General features: G+C 52.0%; 20 protein-coding genes (1 of these 20 running past the window's edge). 10 read left to right on the forward strand and 10 right to left on the reverse strand.

Features of this window, described 5'->3' with window-relative positions; translation table 11 throughout:
• Together SOJ49_RS12825 and SOJ49_RS12830 are read right to left on the reverse strand one after the other, a co-directional pair.
• Positions 1-780 carry the 5' portion of a zinc-binding dehydrogenase gene (locus SOJ49_RS12825; RefSeq protein ID WP_369854894.1) on the reverse strand. Its footprint begins 192 nt before the window's first position, so the window shows 780 of its 972 coding nt (coding positions 1-780); the start codon lies at positions 778-780; the stop codon falls past the left edge of the window.
• Positions 780-1,679: a LysR family transcriptional regulator gene (locus SOJ49_RS12830; protein WP_369854895.1), complete on the reverse strand. Its 900-nt coding sequence runs from the start codon at positions 1,677-1,679 to the stop codon at positions 780-782. Before SOJ49_RS12830 ends, SOJ49_RS12825 begins: the two co-directional genes overlap by 1 nt.
• Positions 1,680-1,810: 131 nt before the next feature.
• On the opposite strand from SOJ49_RS12830, the gene maoP reads away from it, so the two are divergent.
• From maoP to rimK, 3 genes are read left to right on the forward strand one after another with little or no spacing between them, the layout of a single operon-like run.
• Positions 1,811-2,140, forward strand: a complete 330-nt coding sequence (gene maoP / locus SOJ49_RS12835; protein WP_369854896.1) for a DUF413 domain-containing protein — start codon at positions 1,811-1,813, stop codon at positions 2,138-2,140.
• The gene (locus SOJ49_RS12840) at positions 2,133-2,552 is read left to right on the forward strand and encodes an ATP-dependent zinc protease (protein WP_369854897.1); all 420 of its coding nucleotides are present in this window, start codon (positions 2,133-2,135) and stop codon (positions 2,550-2,552) included. The genes maoP and SOJ49_RS12840 overlap by 8 nt, the downstream gene beginning before the upstream one ends.
• 5 nt (positions 2,553-2,557) lie before the next feature.
• A complete protein-coding gene (gene rimK / locus SOJ49_RS12845; RefSeq protein ID WP_369854898.1) occupies positions 2,558-3,463 on the forward strand; it encodes a 30S ribosomal protein S6--L-glutamate ligase in 906 nt (301 codons plus the stop codon).
• Positions 3,464-3,504: 41 nt separating this feature from the next.
• On the opposite strand, the gene SOJ49_RS12850 is transcribed toward rimK, so the two are convergent.
• The gene (locus SOJ49_RS12850) at positions 3,505-3,933 is read right to left on the reverse strand and encodes a hypothetical protein (protein ID WP_369854899.1); all 429 of its coding nucleotides are present in this window, start codon (positions 3,931-3,933) and stop codon (positions 3,505-3,507) included.
• Between the two features lie 406 nt (positions 3,934-4,339).
• Here SOJ49_RS12850 and SOJ49_RS12855 point away from each other — a divergent pair, with 406 nt between their 5' ends.
• Together SOJ49_RS12855 and argF are read left to right on the forward strand one after the other, a co-directional pair.
• The gene (locus SOJ49_RS12855) at positions 4,340-5,509 is read left to right on the forward strand and encodes an aspartate aminotransferase family protein (RefSeq protein WP_369854900.1); all 1,170 of its coding nucleotides are present in this window, start codon (positions 4,340-4,342) and stop codon (positions 5,507-5,509) included.
• A gap of 43 nt (positions 5,510-5,552) precedes the next feature.
• The gene (argF, locus tag SOJ49_RS12860) at positions 5,553-6,440 is read left to right on the forward strand and encodes an ornithine carbamoyltransferase (RefSeq protein WP_369858065.1); all 888 of its coding nucleotides are present in this window, start codon (positions 5,553-5,555) and stop codon (positions 6,438-6,440) included.
• A gap of 2 nt (positions 6,441-6,442) precedes the next feature.
• Here argF and SOJ49_RS12865 read toward each other — a convergent pair whose 3' ends face one another.
• Positions 6,443-7,516: a GGDEF domain-containing protein gene (locus tag SOJ49_RS12865; RefSeq protein ID WP_369854901.1), complete on the reverse strand. Its 1,074-nt coding sequence runs from the start codon at positions 7,514-7,516 to the stop codon at positions 6,443-6,445.
• A gap of 509 nt (positions 7,517-8,025) precedes the next feature.
• Between SOJ49_RS12865 and SOJ49_RS12870 the strand changes: the two genes are divergently transcribed.
• Positions 8,026-8,949, forward strand: a complete 924-nt coding sequence (locus SOJ49_RS12870) for a LysR family transcriptional regulator (protein ID WP_369854902.1) — start codon at positions 8,026-8,028, stop codon at positions 8,947-8,949.
• A 39-nt stretch (positions 8,950-8,988) separates the two neighbouring features.
• Here the strand turns inward: SOJ49_RS12870 and SOJ49_RS12875 are convergent, their stop codons facing one another.
• Positions 8,989-10,533, reverse strand: coding sequence for an ATP-binding protein (locus SOJ49_RS12875; RefSeq protein ID WP_369854903.1), 1,545 nt, complete (start codon positions 10,531-10,533; stop codon positions 8,989-8,991).
• A 139-nt stretch (positions 10,534-10,672) separates the two neighbouring features.
• On the reverse strand, positions 10,673-11,413 hold the full coding sequence (locus tag SOJ49_RS12880) for a response regulator (RefSeq protein ID WP_369854904.1): 741 nt from the start codon (positions 11,411-11,413) through the stop codon (positions 10,673-10,675).
• 743 nt (positions 11,414-12,156) lie between these two features.
• Here SOJ49_RS12880 and nrdA point away from each other — a divergent pair.
• The 4 genes from nrdA (at position 12,157) to bcp (ending at position 16,759) form a co-directional block, all read left to right on the forward strand.
• Positions 12,157-14,436 (forward strand): class 1a ribonucleoside-diphosphate reductase subunit alpha, encoded by a 2,280-nt coding sequence (gene nrdA / locus SOJ49_RS12885; RefSeq protein WP_369854905.1) that lies wholly within the window; start codon positions 12,157-12,159, stop codon positions 14,434-14,436.
• Positions 14,437-14,610: 174 nt separating this feature from the next.
• A complete protein-coding gene (gene nrdB / locus SOJ49_RS12890) occupies positions 14,611-15,741 on the forward strand; it encodes a class Ia ribonucleoside-diphosphate reductase subunit beta (protein ID WP_369854906.1) in 1,131 nt (376 codons plus the stop codon).
• Entirely contained in the window at positions 15,741-16,235 is a 495-nt protein-coding gene (gene yfaE / locus SOJ49_RS12895; RefSeq protein WP_369854907.1) for a class I ribonucleotide reductase maintenance protein YfaE, read from the forward strand. Before nrdB ends, yfaE begins: the two co-directional genes overlap by 1 nt.
• 41 nt (positions 16,236-16,276) lie before the next feature.
• Positions 16,277-16,759, forward strand: coding sequence for a thioredoxin-dependent thiol peroxidase (gene bcp, locus SOJ49_RS12900; protein ID WP_369854908.1), 483 nt, complete (start codon positions 16,277-16,279; stop codon positions 16,757-16,759).
• Positions 16,760-16,923: 164 nt separating this feature from the next.
• Here the strand turns inward: bcp and SOJ49_RS12905 are convergent, their stop codons facing one another.
• From SOJ49_RS12905 to SOJ49_RS12920, 4 genes are all read right to left on the reverse strand, one after another.
• Positions 16,924-17,157, reverse strand: a complete 234-nt coding sequence (locus SOJ49_RS12905; RefSeq protein WP_369854909.1) for a hypothetical protein — start codon at positions 17,155-17,157, stop codon at positions 16,924-16,926.
• A gap of 163 nt (positions 17,158-17,320) precedes the next feature.
• A complete protein-coding gene (locus tag SOJ49_RS12910; RefSeq protein ID WP_369854910.1) occupies positions 17,321-17,710 on the reverse strand; it encodes a DUF2802 domain-containing protein in 390 nt (129 codons plus the stop codon).
• Between the two features lie 18 nt (positions 17,711-17,728).
• Positions 17,729-18,211, reverse strand: a complete 483-nt coding sequence (locus tag SOJ49_RS12915) for a chemotaxis protein CheW (RefSeq protein WP_369854911.1) — start codon at positions 18,209-18,211, stop codon at positions 17,729-17,731.
• A 138-nt stretch (positions 18,212-18,349) separates the two neighbouring features.
• On the reverse strand, positions 18,350-19,300 hold the full coding sequence (locus SOJ49_RS12920; RefSeq protein ID WP_369854912.1) for a chemotaxis protein CheW: 951 nt from the start codon (positions 19,298-19,300) through the stop codon (positions 18,350-18,352).
• Between the last annotated feature and the right edge of the window lie 5 nt (positions 19,301-19,305).

A 19,305-nucleotide genomic window follows, 5' to 3' on the forward strand; every position in this document is an offset into this window, starting at 1 on the left:
CTTGAACACGGCATGCAACGTCAGGGATTTGGCATGGGCCATTGACAAATCATGAGCACCACGAGCATTAATAGTGGCCACTTCTCCCCATGCAGCAACGGCATTCAATGCAGAACCCAGACTTTCTCCACCACAGGTATCAACAACAAAGTCAAAACTCCTTCCTGCGGCGACAAGATTTGCCACTTCATGGTGAGCCAGCGCTTCGACCCCCATCTTTCGCAATGTCTCTAAACGTTCTGAGCTACCCGCTGTTGCTGTTACCTTTATGCCACGGTGTAATGCCAGTTGCAGCACCATCCGGCCAACACCGCCAAGCCCGCCCAGAATAAGCAGCCGACTTTTGGGCTGAGGGCGCAAGCGTTGCAGCACCTCCATCGCAGTCAAAGACACCACTGGCAAGCAAGCCGTTGCTTCGTTTGTCAGGTTAGCAGGCGCCGGGGCCACCAATCGGGCATCAGCGAGCACATACTCACACACCGTGCCCATGGTTCCCCGTACACCACCAGTCATGCCGTAGACGCGGTCACCAACAGCAAACGCATCCACACCCTCTCCAATGGCAACGACCTCTCCACACAAATCACAGCCAATGGTACCGGACTCGGTTGCCACCGGTGCCAGCCCGGAGCGTACTTTGGTATCGAGTGGATTGAAGCCAGCCGCCAATACCTTGAGCAGCAACTCCCCTTTGTCAGGCTCAGCTAGCGCTATCGAGCGTAACGTCAGCACGTCCGGATCGCCGTATTGGGTAAAAACCATCGCTTTGGCATTTATCATCAGGACTCTGTTCCTATTCCATCATCCAAATGGTGAACCAGAGGATGCGTATTGGTTTCAGCTGCAGCAATTTGTCGGATCACTGTATCGATCAAATGTTCGCTGCCACCGTTTGAGTGAAAGCTGGCATAAACGGTTCTTGGAATGACCGGAGCATCCTGGACAAGAAACAACTTTTGCTGATCAAGAGCCCCGGCAATCAATCCCCAAGGAAGGTAGGCTGCACCGCCTCTCGACAAGATACAGTCAAGTGCAATCCTCCCGGTATTGGTTTGCAACGCTGGCGTACTCGTCAATTTCAGCTGTCGATTATGCTGCGCTTGAAAGGCCGTTCCCCAATCCACCAGCACGTATCTATGGTCAAGCGCTTCGCTGATCGTCACATCCGACACTGACGAACACAGATACAGGGGCAAATGCGCCACTTCCAATGTCGTCAGTTCATCCACTTTCGGAGCATCAAACAGAAATGCCAGATCCAGAGTGCGCTCCAGGATCTGGCGAATCAGATTACCGCTACTATGAGCAACGGCAGTCAGCGACAAGCCATCAACCCGATCCAGCAACCCCGCCATCTGCTGTTGCAAAAAACCGTCCCAGAGGTTGGGAGTGGCACCCACAGCCATTTGCTGGCTTTGGCCCTCCTCCGCAGCGACTTCCTGGCGTATTTTCTGTTCAAGACGCACCGTACTTTCCGCCAGAGGCATCAGTTTTTCACCAGCCGTCGTTAACTGAATATTGTTGCGCTGCCGCGAAAACAACTCGACACCCAGCAACCCTTCCAGCTGACGCACACGAAAACTGACCGCAGACTGGGTCAAATAAAGATTTTCTGCCGCCCGACCAAAGTGACGGGTACGGGAGACTTCCATAAAAGTTTTAAGCAGTTCAGTATCCATTTGACCAATTTATATGTTCGTTACGATAAGTATTTTTTGTTTTACCGCACAAAGTGCCCTGACCATACTCCGCCGAAACAGCATTGGCGTCCAGCCAGCACGATAGATGTCGTCCACAGGGGAACCAAGTCATGAGTTTTGCCAGCCCTAAAAAATACTTTGATGATCGCAACTTTCCGCGTGGTTTTCATCGTTCCGGTGACTTTACCCGCGCCCAGGCGAATATTCTTGAAACCCTCGGCACAGCCTTAAAGGCTCTGCACGAAGGCACTCAGGAGCCAATCGACGATGCCGAAACACATTTTGTTGCGGTCTGTCATGGAACGGAGACAGCCATTACCGATATTGAGAAATCCTGGTGTTTATACCTGTCAGCGTTACGCCGTAAACAAGTGTACTTTACTGCATCCTCTGCCGCAGTAACTGACGGCGTCAATGAAACCATCGACACTGATGACTAAGCCAGCACTGGGCTACCTTGAAGTCCTGTCTCTTCCTGACTTTGGTATTCAATGTCACGCCAAGGTCGACACGGGCGCATGCTCCAGCAGTCTGCATGCGGAACATATCAATGTCTTCCAGCGTGACGACCAGGATTGGGTGCGCTTTCATGTGTTGTTCAGTCGTGAAAAAATGCGCATTGACCAAATGTGTGAAGCGCAGGTACTGGCCCGCAGACGCATTGCCAGCTCAAACGGCTCACGCAGCTATCGCTATGTTATCAGTACACAGGTTAATATCGCGGGCCAGCAATGGCCTATCGAACTCAGCCTTACCCACAGAGGCAGCATGAAGTATCCAATGCTCCTGGGCAGAGAAGCCATTAGCGGCCGCTTCGTCGTTGACGTTGAACACACCTATTTGAGCAAATAAACACCATGAAAATCGCGATTCTTTCGCGCAATCCAAAACTCTACTCGACACGACGCCTGGTAGAAGCTGGGGAGCAGCGAGGTCACGAAGTGACCGTATTCGATACTCTGCACTGCTATATGAATATCAATAGCGTAGAGCCGTCGATCCATTATCAGGGTAACGAGCTCAAGGACTATGACGCTGTAATACCGCGTATTGGTGCATCCATTACATTCTATGGCACCGCCGTGCTGCGCCAGTTTGAAATGATGGGCGTGTATCCGCTGAATGAATCCGTCGCCATCAGCCGCTCAAGAGACAAACTCAGATCCATGCAGTTAATGTCACGCAAAGGCATTGGCCTGCCAGTGACGGGATTCGCTCACAGCCCGGATGATATTCCAGATCTGATTTCAATGGTTGGTGGCGCACCACTGGTCATCAAGCTATTGGAAGGTACTCAGGGCATTGGTGTTGTACTGGCAGAAACCCGCAAAGCCGCAGAAAGCGTCATCGAAGCCTTTATGGGGCTGAAAGCCAATATCATGGTACAAGAATTTATCAAGGAAGCTGGCGGTGCAGACATCCGCTGTTTTGTAGTTGGCGACAGGGTCGTAGCGGCCATGAAACGCCAGGCAGCCGAAGGTGAATTTCGCTCCAATCTTCATCGCGGCGGCTCAGCCAGCCTGATCAAGATCACCCCTGACGAACGTGCAACAGCTGTTCGCGCTGCCCGTACCATGGGATTAAATGTGGCAGGTGTCGATATTTTACGGTCGAACCACGGCCCTGTCGTTATGGAAGTCAACTCCTCACCGGGTATTCAAGGAATTGAAGAGGCTACCGGCATTGATGTTGCCAGCAAAATCATGCTGTTTATCGAAAAAAATGCCCGGATTAATCACACCCGTACCCGCGGACAAGGCTAACCGGCTGCAGCCAGAGGCCCCAGACTAGTGGCGGCCTCGGCTCACAAACCATATTGACTCAGACACAGGCGTAAGTAATCTGCCTGTTCCTTACCAACCAGTTCCAGAGTCACGATCTGCTCGCGACATTCAGCCTGAATTTGACGACGATAATCAACGTCACTGCCCGTCTCAGAATCACTGGCAAGTGCACGACGATCAGCAGTATCAGTGCTTGCCTCCACGCCCTCCAAAGACGCTGTTTCTTCCGCACTATTAGCCTCGCTGTCATCATCAACGCCAAACGCTGATACAGCCACACTGAAACAAGTCAACATTCCTACTAATACATAGCGTATAGAACAACCGCCAGCATGCATGCGGCATATTATCGGCGTGTGTTTTTTCAAACAAGCGTACTCCCAGCGTAGACTGTAGGGGCCATCTAAAAACGCAGCAAACGATGAAAAAACAAGGCGAACAATCAACAAAAGCGCAGTTCATCGGTGCCATAATGAACATTGTGAGTCGATTTCTAACGCCGTAATTTCAGCGCCGTAATTTGATAGATATGGCTCTAAAAGGCGTATCTGGAGGAGACTGTAGGCAGGAACGCAGTACGCGACCAACAAATTAATTTTATCTTCAGCATATAAAATGCTGCATCAACAAATGGCATCAATAGCATGATCAGGCATGATCCATTCCAGCCGCTGACATCAGCCGAGCTCTGGTCATTCATCATTTTTATCAATGCAGAACCCCGCCGCATTCCGATTAATATGCTAGCCATTATGTCCATCAAAAACCGTTTACTTCAGACAAAGGCTTTCGTATAGTCGATAACTTACCGGGCAGCCAAGGCTGCCTTTTTGCGTTTTGAGGAACCCGTCCTGTATGACTGCGATCATGAACACCTATGGCCGCCTGCCCGTTACTTTTACCTCAGGTAAAGGGAGTTGGCTGACAGATACCGATGGAAAGACCTACCTGGATGCCTTGTGCGGTATTGCCGTATGCGGACTAGGTCATGCCCACCCGGCTATCAGCAAAACACTGACTGAACAAGCTGGCCGCCTGATACACACGTCCAACCTCTACGGTATCGAGCGACAACAGGCACTGGCTGATGCGCTGGTGCGTATTTCCGGCATGAGCAATGTGTTCTTCTCCAATTCTGGTGCAGAAGCCAACGAAGCAGCCATCAAGATTGCCCGTAAATACGGTCATCAGCACGGTATTCATGAACCTGTCATTATCGTGATGAGCAAAGCATTTCACGGTCGAACGCTGGCGACCTTGACAGCCACTGGTAATGCCAAGGCGCAAGAAGGTTTTGGCCCGCTATTAAGTGGTTTTATCCGTGTCCCGTACAATGATCTGGATACCCTGACCAAAGTCGCTGGCGTCAATGCCAGTAATGTCGTGGCGGTGATGCTCGAAACCGTGCAAGGAGAAGGCGGTCTGGCAACCGCCAGCCTCGAATATCTGCAAGGAGTCCGGGCACTCTGCGACCAGCACAAATGGTTGATGATGGTCGATGAAGTCCAAACCGGTAACGGGCGTACAGGCAGCTATTTTTCATACCAACAACTTGGTTTTGTGCCCGACGTCGTCACAACCGCCAAAGGTCTGGGCAATGGAATTCCGATCGGTGCCTGTCTGGCTCGCGGTGCGGCGGCCGAAGTACTGCAGCCTGGCAGCCATGGCAGCACCTATGGCGGCAATCCGCTTTGCAGCGCCGTTGCCCTGTCGGTAGTAGAAACCATTGAAGCTGACAATCTCTGTGCCAACGCACGGGAAATGGGTGAATACCTGGCCACCGGGTTCCGCCAACGCCTGCAAAACAACCCTCATCTTATTGATATTCGCGGTCGAGGCCTGATGATGGGACTGGTGATGGATCGGGATTGCCCCGAGCTGATGGCCAGAGGTCTGGAATACGGCATCCTGCTGAATGTCACTGCAGGCAACGTCATCCGACTATTGCCAGCATTGAACCTCCATAAGGATGATGCCGACAAGATCATCGACATCGTGTGCAACCTGATTGATTCGCTAGATTGATCGATACAACGAAGGAACTGCTGTGAGACATTTTTTAACGCTGATGGATCTGACTTCAGAGGAGCTGAGCCAGGTATTACAACGGGCGATAGAACTCAAGGCCATGCAACATCGCCATGACGTCTATGAACCCTTCAAAAACCAGGTATTGGGGATGATTTTTGAAAAATCCTCCACTCGTACACGAGTGTCCTTTGAAGCCGGCATGACACAACTCGGTGGTGCCGCTATTTTTCTGTCGCCACGAGATACCCAACTGGGCCGCGGTGAGCCCATCGAAGACAGTGCACGGGTACTGTCTCGTATGGTTGATATCATCATGATTCGCACCTTTGATCATGCCGATATTGAGCTGTTCGCCAAACACTCAGCAGTACCGGTTATCAACGCTTTAACGGATGATTACCATCCGTGTCAGCTGCTGGCCGACATGCAGACCTTTATCGAACACCGAGGCTCTATCAAAGGCAAAACTGTCACCTGGATCGGCGATGGCAACAATATGTGTCAGTCCTACATGAACGCAGCGGTTCAGTTCGGCTTCCACCTCAACATCGCTGTACCGGCAGGATTTGAACCCAACGCTGAGTTACTGGCCAGTTGTGCTGACCAGGTCACCCTGATGGCATCACCGGAAGAAGCAGTCAGAAACTCACATCTGATTGTTACCGATGTCTGGGCCTCCATGGGCCAGGAAGAAGAACAAGCAGAACGGCTGCGTAAATTCAGACATTATCAGGTGACTGAAGCCCTGCTGGATCAAGCAGCCGACGACGTACTGTTTATGCATTGCCTGCCTGCTCACCGAGGTGAAGAGATCAGCACTACGCTGATGGACGACCCGCGTGCCGTGGTCTGGGACGAGGCTGAAAACCGCCTGCATGCACAAAAAGCCCTGATAGAATTCCTGCTCAATCAGACACAGAAATAGCGTCAGTCAAACGCGGTTAATCCCTGCGAGACGACTTGGTTGCGGCCTTGCTTCCGGGCCTCGACAACCAGAGCATCGGTGCGATGTAACAAGGCATCCACCGATTCCGACGGCTGGTACTGAACAACCCCGGCAGAAATGGTTACCGAAATCATACCCTCTGCCATTGGCTGTTCAGCAATTCGTTTGCGAATCCGCTCAACCACCTGCTCACCCGCAATTAACTGGGCTCCAGACAACATCAAGGCAAACTCATCCCTGCCGAAACAGGCCACCTCATCCACCTCACGTACGATCACAAGCATCAGTTGGGCCACATCTGCCAACATCTGTTCAACCCGGAACTCACCAAATTCAGTGCAAACTTCGTCAAAATGATCGATTTCAACCAGCGCAACCACAAACGGACTGCCATCCCGGCGGGACATGGCACGCTTGTCCATCAGCGTTTTAACAAAGTGACGGCGATTGATCAGCCCCGTCGTTTCATCCCGAGTCGACAGCTCTTCAATTCTGGCGAGCGCCAAGCGCAACTCACGGTTCTTGCGGCCTAAAGCATCCCGCAATAATACAAATTCACGCCCCACTATCCCGAACGACATCACCGCCAAGGTAAAGGCTATCCCCAACAACAGTTCACGTACCGATTCAAATGGCCCGGTAGCGCTATATTGCAGCGTCAGCACAGCCCCTGAATAACAACCGACAATCAGCAAGCAAATTCCCATCAGCGCACGCCATCCCAGCCCCAGAATGCCAAAAGGAAGCATCGCCAAATAAGCCATCATCATCATCTGATGCACCGACGGGACGATCACAATCGCCAAGGTGACAAACATGATCGACCACACCAGATAGGGTAATGTCAGGCCGGAATCTCGGTAACTCAGGCTACGTCCACTCCAGAACCAGTAACTGATTAAAATCAGCCCACACCAGAACGCTATGGCCAGCTCTATCATCCAAGCAGTGTCCCCGAACAACGTCCCCCCAAAGCCATACAACAGCGTAAACAACAAGGCACCAACCAGTGCCAATGCATGACGTCGATAGATATCCCGATATAAATGATTCACCTGATAAATCCTTATCCTGCAAGAAAACTGACGCAAAAAAAAGCTGATGCCATGTTGTTGTCAATCACCGGCAGAAGTACCTGCAGAAGAGATTGTCCGGGTCAGTCAGAGCCATTCAGCAGACGGCATGACCAACACTTGGGTCACCAACACCGGATAGAACACCGTATTCCACCTCAATAATGACATACCCAACGACTGGCAGATGGATCAAGTGAACAGAATACTGCCAAAGTCAAAACCAAGTATTTCACGTAACCACCAGAATCAGCTACCGGCATACAAGCCAATTACCAAAGCAAAAATTGTCTGTCCGAATACGGCTTGATCCGACCAACGTACGGCGGCTACAAACCCCGACCAAGCCCAAGCAGCGGTATTGCAACCGTCCGGGGTACATTACTCTATCGCCCAATTCTGTAGCGCAGGAAAAATCATTCCGTGCTTCCAGAATTCTACTTGAGTTAATATCATGCTATTACTTGATAAAATGAATAAAATTCAAAACTATGCTGGAAATCAAACATCTCAGAACACTCATAGCGCTACGTGATGGCGGCACTCTTGTCGAGGCCGCCAAACGGCTGTGCCTGACACAGTCGGCGCTGTCCCACCAGCTCAAGGATCTGGAAGACAAGCTGGGAGTCAGACTTTTTGTGCGTAAATCCAAGCCGTTACGTTTCACTCGTGCCGGACTGGAAATGCTGCAGATGGCTGATCAGATACTACCCCAGTTACGTCAGTGTGAACTGGCCTTAAAAAAACTGGCGGGTGGCGAAACCGGTCGCTTGCACATGGTCATTGAATGCCATAGCTGCTTTGAATGGCTGATGCCAGCGATTAACCGTTTTCGAGATCACTGGCCAGATGTGGAAATAGACCTGACCACCAGCTTCCATTTTGATCCCTTACCCGCGCTTACCCGAGGAGACATTGACCTTGTCATTACCTCCGACCCGGAGCCTGACAGCCGTATCCACTATCGTCCGCTATTCCGCTATCAATCACTGCTGGCGGTCTCCAATCAGCACCCCTTGGCAAGTCAGGCCCAAGCCTCAGCCACCGATCTGGCGTCAGAAACCCTGATTCACTACCCGGTTGAACGGAAACGCCTGGATATTTATCAACACTTTCTGCTGCCTGCGGGGATAGAACCGAGTGCCAATCGCCAGACCGAACTGACACTTATGATGATTCAGCTGGTCGCCAGCGGACGCGGTGTTGCCTGCTTGCCGAACTGGGCATTACAGCCGTATCTGGATGCTAAACTGATCAGCGCCTTGCCGTTGGGGGAAGGCATCTGGCCAACCCTGTATGCTGCAATCCGGGCTGATCAGCAAGACGACAGTTACATCAAGGACTTCCTGAGTCTTTCTATCGATACCTGCTTTGAACGCCTGCAAGGTATTGAGCCTATACGCACGTTAAAATAACAATCAAATAACAACAGCGGAGCCAGTAACGCCAGCTTGCTAGTCTATATGGTAACGCGGCCAGACCAGACTGAACCTGGCTCCCCCCAGTTGCTCACTGCGACCCACAATGGCGCGTCCACCGTGCCAATAAGCAATACGTCGGACAATTGACAACCCCAAACCATAACCACCAGAGCTGCGAGTACGACTGTCATCCAGGCGAGCAAATGCAACAAACACCCTCGACCACTGCTCTTCTGGAATACCAGGGCCATCGTCCTCCACATCAATCCGACAGGTATCCACCGCCACGCTGCAACTCACCTGAACACGGGAGCTGGCATAACGACAGGCATTACCAACCAGATTCTGTACCGCCCGATGGATATACCTTGGCTCTACCTCTGCCAAACTATCGTGCAATCGTTCACTTTCCAGAAAGCGCACCTCTATCTGCCCCGAGGGCCGGGCTTCTGCCGCCACTTGGCGAGCGATATCGGTCAACTCCACTTCCTGGAATTCGAGCAAGGGCCCGCCCTCTTCCAGGCGGGCATAAGTCAGGATTTCATCAATCAGCTGATCCAGCTCCTGAATATCCGCATCCATTCCCCGTATCTGGTTTTTCAGATGCGGGTCTTCAACTTCATCTTCAATGATTTGCAAGCCAAACCGCAACCGGGCAACCGGCGTCCTCAACTCATGGGATACCGCATGCAACATCTCCCGCTGAATCCCGATCAAGCGCTGAATATGTTCCGCCATCTTGTTAAAAGAGTTACCCAGACGATTGACCGGATCCATGCCGGTCACCGCGATACGCGCAGACAGATGCCCCTGTGCCAGGCGGCCAGTCACCTGATCCAGATCTCGCAAACCGGATTCCATCGTCGTAACCAACCAGAAGACCACCAGCGCAAACACTAAAACAGCAATCAAGCCGAGGACAACCCAGACGTGATAAGGCGTCTCATGGGGAGCCGTGAACGGGCCAATCAGTAAATGGTGATAATCCCCCAATGGCACATCGACCAGCCGGGTAGCGACGGGATATATCGGTGCGATACGCATGATGGTAAGCCGTACCGGAACAGCCAGCTGCACGGCCAACCATTCCGCATAGACGTCGCCATCCATTCCCGACACCAGAAAATGATGTCGAACCAGCTCGGTAAACTGTGACCAGGCCAGTTCTGCGTTGGCATTAAAATGGAAGGTAGCAACACTGTTTGAGACAGTGAGGGGGGTGGCATCAACATCGAACAAGTCCTCTGCAGCACGACTCTCGACATCCTCCAGCAAACTAAGCCGCAGACTGGAATTATCAAGGGAGACGACAACCTGGCCTTGAGACAAACGATAACGTTGATGACTGTTCATCTGCGCCAGATCAGACTGATCAATCCAGGCCTGCTCCAGCGTCTGGCGAAAACGTATCCCAGACTCGCCAGCATTCAAGACCTGCAGCGCACGGCCAAGATCCCGCTCCCAGTATTCATGGTAACGAATATGATGAATAAGATTCAGCGACAGAAAACAGAAAACAGTAATGCCGACAATAGCCAGTATCAGCGCGCCATACACCCGCAGGAAAATGCCACTCATCGATAACCTGCCAACCGCTCACAGTACTGTGAACCCTGATTATCCAGTTTATTTCTGAATCTGCACCGCTTCGAGACGATACCGCACGCGTGTCGAATAGGTTGCCGCAGGGACGCCATTGCCAGCAATGGCAACCCCATTACAGCTCCTTCACAAACAGATACCCCTTACTGCGCACCGTTTTGATTCGACGGGGATTCATCGGATCATCACCCACCTTGGGACGAATACGAGATACTCTTACGTCAATCGAACGATCCTGACCATCGTATTCGATGCCGCGTAACTGATGGAAAATTTCCTCTCGTGTCAACACTCGCCCGGCACTGTTACACAACAGCCAGAGCAGATCGAACTCGGCACTGGTCAAATCAATGCTGCGCCCTTCAAGCCAGGCTTCCCGCATGGCGCTGTCAACCACCAGATTACCGAACGTCAGACGATTTTCCTGGTTGGACTCTTCACTGACCACCTCCACCACATCACGAACCCGGCGTAACAAGGCCCGGATTCTGGCCAGTAACACTCGTGGCCGTACCGGTTTGGCGACGTAATCATCAGCCCCCATTTCCAGACCCAGCACCTGATCCAGATCCTCGGTTCGGGCTGTCAGCATCAGAATCGGCCCACGGTAATGAGGGCGTACCAGCCGACAAACGGCCAGGCCATCTTCACCCGGCAGCATCAAATCAAGCACCACCAGATCCGGCTGTTCCGTCTTGATCCGGTCAATCGCCCGGGCACCATCACCTTCGATAGCCACACTCAGACCATTACTTTCCAGATAATCCTTGGTCAGGGCAGCCAGTCGTTCGTCATCTTCAACAATCAGGATGCGCCAGTTTTCATCCGAGTCATGTGCCATTTCTACGTTTGCCATCCAATCAGCTCTCCAGCACCAGGGTTATGCTCGAAAACGCGTTGTTCATCCCAAATCCGATTGGCAGGCAGTTATCCAGGTAACCCGGCCGGACACAATCAGACGACTGTTTACTTTTTATTCACTTCTGAATCCTGTGACAGAAGTTGTTGTTCTAACCATAGACTGAAGCCTCCACAAATGCACAAAAACTTACCTGAGCACTCATGGCAACGGCATTTTAACCATCATCCAGCAACATACCAGCCACAATGCGGCCTTCAGCCAGATCCGCTGTAGCCGAGAAGCAAGGCCCTGACATTCACCCACATCTCATACACACCTTATCCACATCTTGACATACCGCCGTTGTCCGTTTTGGCAAGTGGCCACACAACATATGGGGTTGAATCCCCCGCCAAGGCCCATTATCTTGTGCCGTTTCCAACCAGACCTGTGGAACACGCTGTATTACCATGCACCTTCAATCGCCCCATTCCTCAGGCCAGCTTGATGCTAATATCAGGCACACAATGTACGTTCAACACGAACAAGCCAAAAATCAGCTGCAACCCGGAAAACCGGGCTAATTGCAAACATTCATGGCTAATATTGAAACAAGCACACATCAGGATTCCCACCTTTGACCCATACTTGCTTGCATCCGGTTAGACAGGATCAGATGAGTAACGACAACTGGCAAAGGTTGGTGACTTTCAAGCATGGACGTGATCAGAATACCTTCGAGTACAGGCACAATTAACATGAATAGCGCTCTCAAAGTCAGTAAACGCGACGGTCGTCAGGAACCGCTGGATCTCGATAAGATTCACAAGGTCGTCACCTGGGCTGCGGAGGGACTGAATAACGTCTCCGTATCCGAAGTTGAGCTTCGTGCCCATCTGCAATTTTTCGATGGCATTCAGACCTCTGAAATACACGAGACCCTGATCAAGGCAGCTGCGGATCTGATTTCCGATCAAGCACCGGACTATCAGTACCTGGCTGCACGACTGAATATTTTTCACTTGCGCAAAAAAGCTTTTGGTCAGTATGAACCACCGGCATTACTGGATCATGTACGTAAACTGGTCGACAAAAAACGCTACGACAGCCACCTGCTGGAAGACTACAGCGAAGCTGACTATGCCGAAATGGAGACATTCCTCGACCACAGTCGAGACCTCAATTTCAGCTATGCTGCCGTCAAGCAGCTGGAAGGCAAATACCTGGTGCAGAATCGCGTTACTGGTGAGGTATTTGAAAGTGCCCAGTTCCTGTACTTGCTGATTGCCGCCTGCCTGTTCAGCGGCTACGAGAAGGATCGTCGACTCGACTTCATCAAACGTTTCTACGATGCCGTTTCGACCTTCAAGTTGTCGTTACCAACCCCCATTATGGCTGGTGTACGAACCCCCACACGCCAATTCAGTTCATGCGTGCTGATTGAAGCCGGTGACAGCCTCGATTCCATCAATGCCACCGCCAGCGCCATCATAAAATACGTATCCCAGCGTGCCGGTATCGGCATTAACGGTGGTCGCATCCGTGCCCTGGGCAGCCCGATCCGCGGTGGCGAAGCCTTCCACACCGGTTGTATCCCGTTTTACAAACACTTCCAGACGGCCGTTAAATCCTGCTCCCAGGGTGGCGTTCGTGGTGGTGCAGCCACCCTGTTCTACCCGATCTGGCATTACGAAGTCGAATCCCTGCTGGTATTGAAGAACAACCGGGGGGTAGAAGAAAACCGGGTACGTCATATCGACTACGGTGTGCAGATTAACAAACTGATGTACGAACGCCTGATCAAAAATGGCAACATCACCCTGTTCTCACCATCAGATGCTCCCGGCCTGTACGATGCCTTCTTTGAAGATCAGGAACGCTTCGAGCAGCTGTACAACAAGTACGAGCAAGACGACAGCATTCGCAAGAAAACCATCAAGGCCGTCGACCTGTTCTCCAGCATGCTGCAGGAGCGCGCCAGTACTGGCCGCATTTACATCCAGAACGTTGACCACTGCAACACCCACAGTCCGTTTAATCCGAAAAAAGCACCGGTACGTCAGTCCAACCTCTGTCTGGAAATTGCCCTGCCGACCAAACCGTTAATGGACGTCAACGACGAAAACGGCGAAATCGCCCTTTGCACGCTGGCGGCTTTTAACCTCGGTATACTGAAAAACCTGGATGAACTGGAAGAACTGTCTGATCTGGTTGTTCGAGCCCTCGACAGCCTGCTCAGCTACCAGGATTATCCGGTGCCCGCCGCCGAAAGAGGCAGCCTGGGGCGTCGTACCCTGGGTGTCGGCGTCATCAACTATGCCTACTATCTGGCAAAAAACGGTGTCCGTTATTCCGACGGCTCCGCCAATGGCCTGACTCACAAAACCTTTGAAGCCATTCAGTACTGGCTGCTGCGCGCTTCCGTCAAACTGGCGCAAGAGCAAGGTGCCTGCCCGCTGTTTGAAGACACCACCTATGCCCAGGGTATCCTGCCAATCGACAGCTATAAGAAGGATATTGATACCTTCTGTGACGAGCCGCTGCACTACGACTGGGAAGCACTGCGTGCTGATATCAAGGAACATGGCTTGCGTAACTCGACCCTCACCGCCCTGATGCCCTCGGAGACCTCCTCCCAGATCAGCAACGCGACGAACGGCATCGAGCCACCACGAGGCTATATCAGTGTCAAACAGAGCAAGGATGGTATTCTCAAACAGGTTGTGCCTGAGTACGAAACCCTGAAAGGAGCCTACGAACTGCTGTGGCAAATTCCCAGCAACCAGGGCTACCTGCAATTGGTTGGTATCATGCAGAAATTTGTCGACCAATCGATTTCCGCCAACACCAACTATGACCCGGCACGCTTCAGCGGTAACAAGGTTCCCATGCAACAACTGATGCGCGATCTACTGATGGCCTATAAATTTGGCGTCAAAACCCTGTACTATCACAACACCCGTGACGGTATGGAAGATCCTCAGAAAGACGCGATCCAGGAAGACGACGACTGCGCTGGCGGAGCCTGCAAAATCTAGTACGACGCTGTCGTACTTTCTGCCGATACACTTTCTACCCATGTACAAGGCCGCTACAATCGATCACCGATTGATGGTAGCGGCAGTAGCCCGCCGTGCAGGGATCGGCATGCGGGTCATCCCAACCCGAAGAATGACAACGGCCGTATACGGCCAGGCGAGACGATACTGGCTATGGCCTACACCACCTTCAACCGCAACGAATTTGACACCTTCTCACAGCCCATGTTTTTTGGCGAACATGTCAACGTTGCCCGCTACGACCAACAAAAACACAAGATTTTTGAAAACCTGATCGAAAAACAACTGTCGTTTTTCTGGCGTCCAGAAGAAGTGGATCTGACCAACGATCGCAAGGATTTTCTCGACCTGCCGGAACACGAAAAACATATTTTCATCAGCAACCTGAAATATCAGACCTTGCTGGACTCGGTTCAGGGGCGCTCCCCCAACGTGGCTTTTTTGCCCGTGGTATCACTGCCGGAGCTGGAAACCTGGATCGAAACCTGGTCGTTCAGCGAAACCATTCACAGCCGCTCCTACACCCATATCGTCCGTAATATCGTCCCCAACCCGGCTGCTATTTTTGACGACATCACCCGTAATGAGCACATCACCCGCCGCGCCATTTCTGTCACCCGCTACTACGACAGTTTTATTGAGCTGAGTAACTACTACCAGCAACTGGGCGAAGGCAGTCACACCATCAACGGCCAAATCGTTGAGGTCAACATGCACGAACTCAAGCGTCGCCTGTATCTGACGCTGGTTTCCGTCAACGTGCTGGAAGCCATCCGCTTTTACGTCAGCTTCGCCTGTTCATTTGCTTTTGCCGAACGTGCCAAGATGGAAGGTAATGCCAAAATCATCAAACTGATTGCCCGTGATGAAGCGCTGCACCTCACCGGTACCCAGCATATGCTGCAGATTATTGCCCGTGGCCAGGATGATCCTGCCTTTGCCAACATCGCCGAAGAGTGCAAGCCCGATGTGATTCGTATTTTTGCCGAAGCAGCGCAACAGGAAAAAGAATGGGCCGAATACCTGTTCAAGGACGGCTCCATGATTGGTCTGAACAAGGACATTCTGTGCCAGTACGTTGAATACATCACCAACCAGCGTATTGCAGCCCTGGGATTTGACCGTATCTTTGACGCCCGCTCCAACCCGCTGCCCTGGATCAATTCCTGGCTCAACAGCGACAACGTCCAGGTTGCCCCGCAGGAATCTGAAATCAGTTCCTATCTGGTTGGTGCCCTCGACAGTGAAGTAGATACCAACGACCTCGGCGACTTCGATCTTTGATGAGTCGTACAGATCTACGCCAGAGGCATGCCTCTGGCGCTCCCGCCAGCCAGCCGCAACCTGCGTCAGCAGAAGACAACTTTGCGCTTGATGGCAATATTGAACAGCAACTCCCATTCGAACTCGAAGCACCGGTAGCCGAACCCGACAGCCGCGAGCAACAGGCCGAGTTGTACCTGCCTGAAAGCGACCCGGAACACCCGGAGCAAACGCCACAGCTGGAATTGGAAGGCATGGCACCGCCGGTCTTTGCCGTTGCCCTCAGTGATGGCCGCCAAGCCCGTTTTCAATACGCCAGCAATCTGCTGGAATCACTTGAAGCCCAACAGATTGATGTCCATTTCCAATGCCGGGAAGGTTATTGTGGCAGCTGTCGTGCCCGCTTGATCAGTGGCGAAGTGCATTACTCCAGTGATCCGATGGCTTGGCTGAATGACGGCGAAATTCTGCTATGTTGCTGCATCCCACGCAGTAACGTCACCATCCAGCTGTAATACCCAGCAGTAACGAACCCAACGAGCATAAGGAGAGCAACATGAGCAGCGCACTTGTCTTACCGGAAGCAGGCACCCAGGCTCCAGCATTCACCACCCTGAATCAGCGTGGTGAAACCGTGTCACTCAGTGATTACCAGGGCAAGACCCTGATTCTCTATTTCTATCCCAAAGCCATGACACCAGGCTGTACCACACAGGCCTGCGGACTGCGTGACAGCCAGGCTGAACTGGCTGCACACAACGCCGTCGCTGTCGGCATCAGCCCGGATGCCCCCGCTCGATTGCAAAAGTTTATTGATCGGGATCAGCTCAACTTCGATCTGCTATCCGATGAAGATCACCAGATTGCTGAAGCCTACGGCGTGTGGGGACTCAAGAAATTCATGGGCAAGGAATACATGGGGATTAACCGGATCACTTTTATTATCGGTGAAGACGGCCTGATCCAGCAGGTGATGCCCAAGGTGAAAACCAAAACTCACCACGACGACGTCATTGCGTTACTGGCAAGCCGCCCGTAAGACACACGCATTCGTTCGCGCCTGTCCTGCTGTTCGATTGAACCGCAGGACAGGCGCGAAGGCATCTGAAAAATCGCAGTACATCTATCTCGAGTATTACGAAAATAAAAAACAAGGCAATCTTCGCACCGCAGTCATCCAACCAAACAGGTGATCATCCCCTGTCAGACAAACTGCAGTTGCCCACGCACCTTGTAACAACTGCTGCTATTACAATAGATATAAATCAGCCGACTCTTGTCTAACGTTTCAATCAGATATAAATCGGTAAACTCCGGTGAGTATTCCATCTGCGTGGCATCAAGAATGCGACTGGCAAACCAATGCTCATGGGTACTGGCAGGTACTACCTGCAGCGCGCCCGATCCCAAAACCAGATAAGTCAGTATGGCCAACATGGTGCCTCCTGTCCCCTTTACGGGGTTGGTCGGGTAATAACTCATCCCTGTCGACTTCACTTTCCTGTGAATATGCATTCCTGCGGTTCCGCTCCCCTGTTGTATTGATCAGTATCACTGGCAGCATACTGACGACATCAATTCGATTGCAATTGCCTTTTAATTAATGAACACGCCCTTTCAAAGTCACCAACAGCTCCGCTTCCGCACGAGCCATACCACAATGATCCATTAGCTCTCCGGCACTGGCACCCAGGCTCACCAACCGGGCCGCCTGCTGATAAGAGGCTTCATCTCCGGGCGTAAACAGATTACGTTGTTCGGCCTCACCCAACCGTTGGGTCAAGTGACGAATTTTTTTGCCCATGCCCACCACGCTCTGATTCATGGCTTGCTGATTCTGTTGTAACAGCAGCAGTTGGCTGTGCTGGCTGGTGTAACCTTGCTGCAGCTGTACCAGCATCAAACGCAAGCGAGCTAATGCTACCAGTCCGATAACCAGTGCAACGGCAGCGGCCGACAATCCGGCCTGTTCAAGTGACATAGGCAACATGATGAATTCCTTCAGACCTTACAGGCCTTGTAACTCTGACCATTCTTCATCGGTCATCAACTTTTCCAGATCGACCAGAATCAGCAGCTCTTCATTTTTATGGCAAACACCCTGAATAAACTTGGCGCTTTCCTCATTTCCCACAGACGGGGTGGTTTCTATTTCTGACTGACGTAAATACACCACCTCGGCCACGGCATCGACCAGAATACCCACGACCTGATTTTCGGCCTCGATAATCACAATACGAGTCTGATCCGTGGTATCGGCACCTGGCAGGGAAAACCGCAATCGGGTGTCGATGACCGTCACCACATTCCCGCGCAGATTAATAATGCCCAGTACATAAGGCGGCGCACCCGGTACCGGGGCAATCTCGGTGTAGCGCAACACTTCCTGCACCTGCATCACATTGATGCCATAGGTCTCGTTCTCCAATCGAAAAGTAACCCACTGCAGTACGGGATCTTCTGCACTTTTATTTCCGGCAATCGCTGACATAAAAACATCCTCACAAAGAAAGGCCGCAGTCTGACGTAAACATGACGAACCGCTCTTAACTATAGATCAGAGCACAATGTGTACCAGTTAGCAGGAAAGAAATATTGTGACACTCACACAGCAAGAGAACCGGCTGGCTCAGTAGGCGTGGCGACCTGGTTTGAGAGAACCTTTACGACGACTGTCTTCCAGTAACTGCAACAGCCCGGGCACATCGATCAAGGCACACATTTCCTTGATTACCGTACCTGCCAGCCAACGGCGTTTACTGGCATCTCCGCGCCACTTGATGGCGTTGTTATCCAGTTTGACGGTATCGAGAATATCCTGACAGGCCAAAGCCCATGGGGATCGATCCAGCTGAATAAAATAATCGTAACCGTCGTCGGCCAGTCGAGTGCCACGCTCCGGCATGATCAGCTGGGCACTGTCGATGATGGTCAGCTTGAGATCATCCCCTTGCCACACCCCCAGCGACCAGCTGGCCTGGCCAAACAGAGGCGTCACACGCTCATTCACCTTATGAACCCCACCCAGTAAAGGCAGGGGAATGGCCAGTTTTAATCCGGATACCGTAAATAGCAGACAGTCGACGCCGCTACTTGATTGCCAATTTAACGACGCCAGATCGGATTTTCCGTCAAGTTCATGACGATGTTCCGTGTCAGCAACCTCAGTGGATCGGCTTGGATTCAGGGCGACATTTTCTGGCTCCACGTTGACCGGCTTGATAACGTCGTCCGGGGTTACCACGGCTTCCCTGGCAACTTCCTTAACTTCCTCCACAGCCACATTCGGTAATGGTGCTTTCAGTTTGACCGGCGGTTCAGCAAACCGTGGCCAGGCAGCGGCGGGGGACGCTTCGGTATTGCTGGCAACTGCAGCAACACTCGTAACAGTAACCACTGCCGTAGCCGGATCACGATGGCCACATGCTTCCGCACTGGCAGGAATAGACGAGTAATCGGACAACTCAGCACCGGATGGTGTGAAAGCCTGATCGACAAACACATCAGCCATCCCCAGCAGGTCATCCAGATAACCCTGCAGCACACCATCAACCAGGTTTTGTCGTTTTTTAATGGCCATTTACA

Origin of the sequence: Candidatus Thalassolituus haligoni (assembly GCF_041222825.1) — a bacterium.
Classification (GTDB): domain Bacteria; phylum Pseudomonadota; class Gammaproteobacteria; order Pseudomonadales; family Oceanobacteraceae; genus Oceanobacter; species Oceanobacter antarcticus.

What these genes read in the sequence shown, in the direction of transcription:
- SOJ49_RS12875 (WP_369854903.1), bottom strand. Translation starts at nt 10,533, where the DNA reads ATGAGTGGCATTTTCCTGCGGGTGTATGGCGCGCTGATACTGGCTATT.
- SOJ49_RS12870 (WP_369854902.1), top strand. Translation starts at nt 8,026, where the DNA reads ATGCTGGAAATCAAACATCTCAGAACACTCATAGCGCTACGTGATGGC.
- SOJ49_RS12880 (WP_369854904.1), bottom strand. Translation starts at nt 11,413, where the DNA reads ATGGCAAACGTAGAAATGGCACATGACTCGGATGAAAACTGGCGCATC.
- SOJ49_RS12905 (WP_369854909.1), bottom strand. Translation starts at nt 17,157, where the DNA reads ATGTTGGCCATACTGACTTATCTGGTTTTGGGATCGGGCGCGCTGCAG.
- bcp (WP_369854908.1), top strand. Translation starts at nt 16,277, where the DNA reads ATGAGCAGCGCACTTGTCTTACCGGAAGCAGGCACCCAGGCTCCAGCA.
- maoP (WP_369854896.1), top strand. Translation starts at nt 1,811, where the DNA reads ATGAGTTTTGCCAGCCCTAAAAAATACTTTGATGATCGCAACTTTCCG.
- argF (WP_369858065.1), top strand. Translation starts at nt 5,553, where the DNA reads ATGGATCTGACTTCAGAGGAGCTGAGCCAGGTATTACAACGGGCGATA.
- SOJ49_RS12910 (WP_369854910.1), bottom strand. Translation starts at nt 17,710, where the DNA reads ATGTTGCCTATGTCACTTGAACAGGCCGGATTGTCGGCCGCTGCCGTT.
- nrdB (WP_369854906.1), top strand. Translation starts at nt 14,611, where the DNA reads ATGGCCTACACCACCTTCAACCGCAACGAATTTGACACCTTCTCACAG.
- rimK (WP_369854898.1), top strand. Translation starts at nt 2,558, where the DNA reads ATGAAAATCGCGATTCTTTCGCGCAATCCAAAACTCTACTCGACACGA.
- SOJ49_RS12920 (WP_369854912.1), bottom strand. Translation starts at nt 19,300, where the DNA reads ATGGCCATTAAAAAACGACAAAACCTGGTTGATGGTGTGCTGCAGGGT.
- SOJ49_RS12840 (WP_369854897.1), top strand. Translation starts at nt 2,133, where the DNA reads ATGACTAAGCCAGCACTGGGCTACCTTGAAGTCCTGTCTCTTCCTGAC.
- SOJ49_RS12915 (WP_369854911.1), bottom strand. Translation starts at nt 18,211, where the DNA reads ATGTCAGCGATTGCCGGAAATAAAAGTGCAGAAGATCCCGTACTGCAG.
- SOJ49_RS12855 (WP_369854900.1), top strand. Translation starts at nt 4,340, where the DNA reads ATGACTGCGATCATGAACACCTATGGCCGCCTGCCCGTTACTTTTACC.
- nrdA (WP_369854905.1), top strand. Translation starts at nt 12,157, where the DNA reads ATGAATAGCGCTCTCAAAGTCAGTAAACGCGACGGTCGTCAGGAACCG.
- SOJ49_RS12830 (WP_369854895.1), bottom strand. Translation starts at nt 1,679, where the DNA reads ATGGATACTGAACTGCTTAAAACTTTTATGGAAGTCTCCCGTACCCGT.
- yfaE (WP_369854907.1), top strand. Translation starts at nt 15,741, where the DNA reads ATGAGTCGTACAGATCTACGCCAGAGGCATGCCTCTGGCGCTCCCGCC.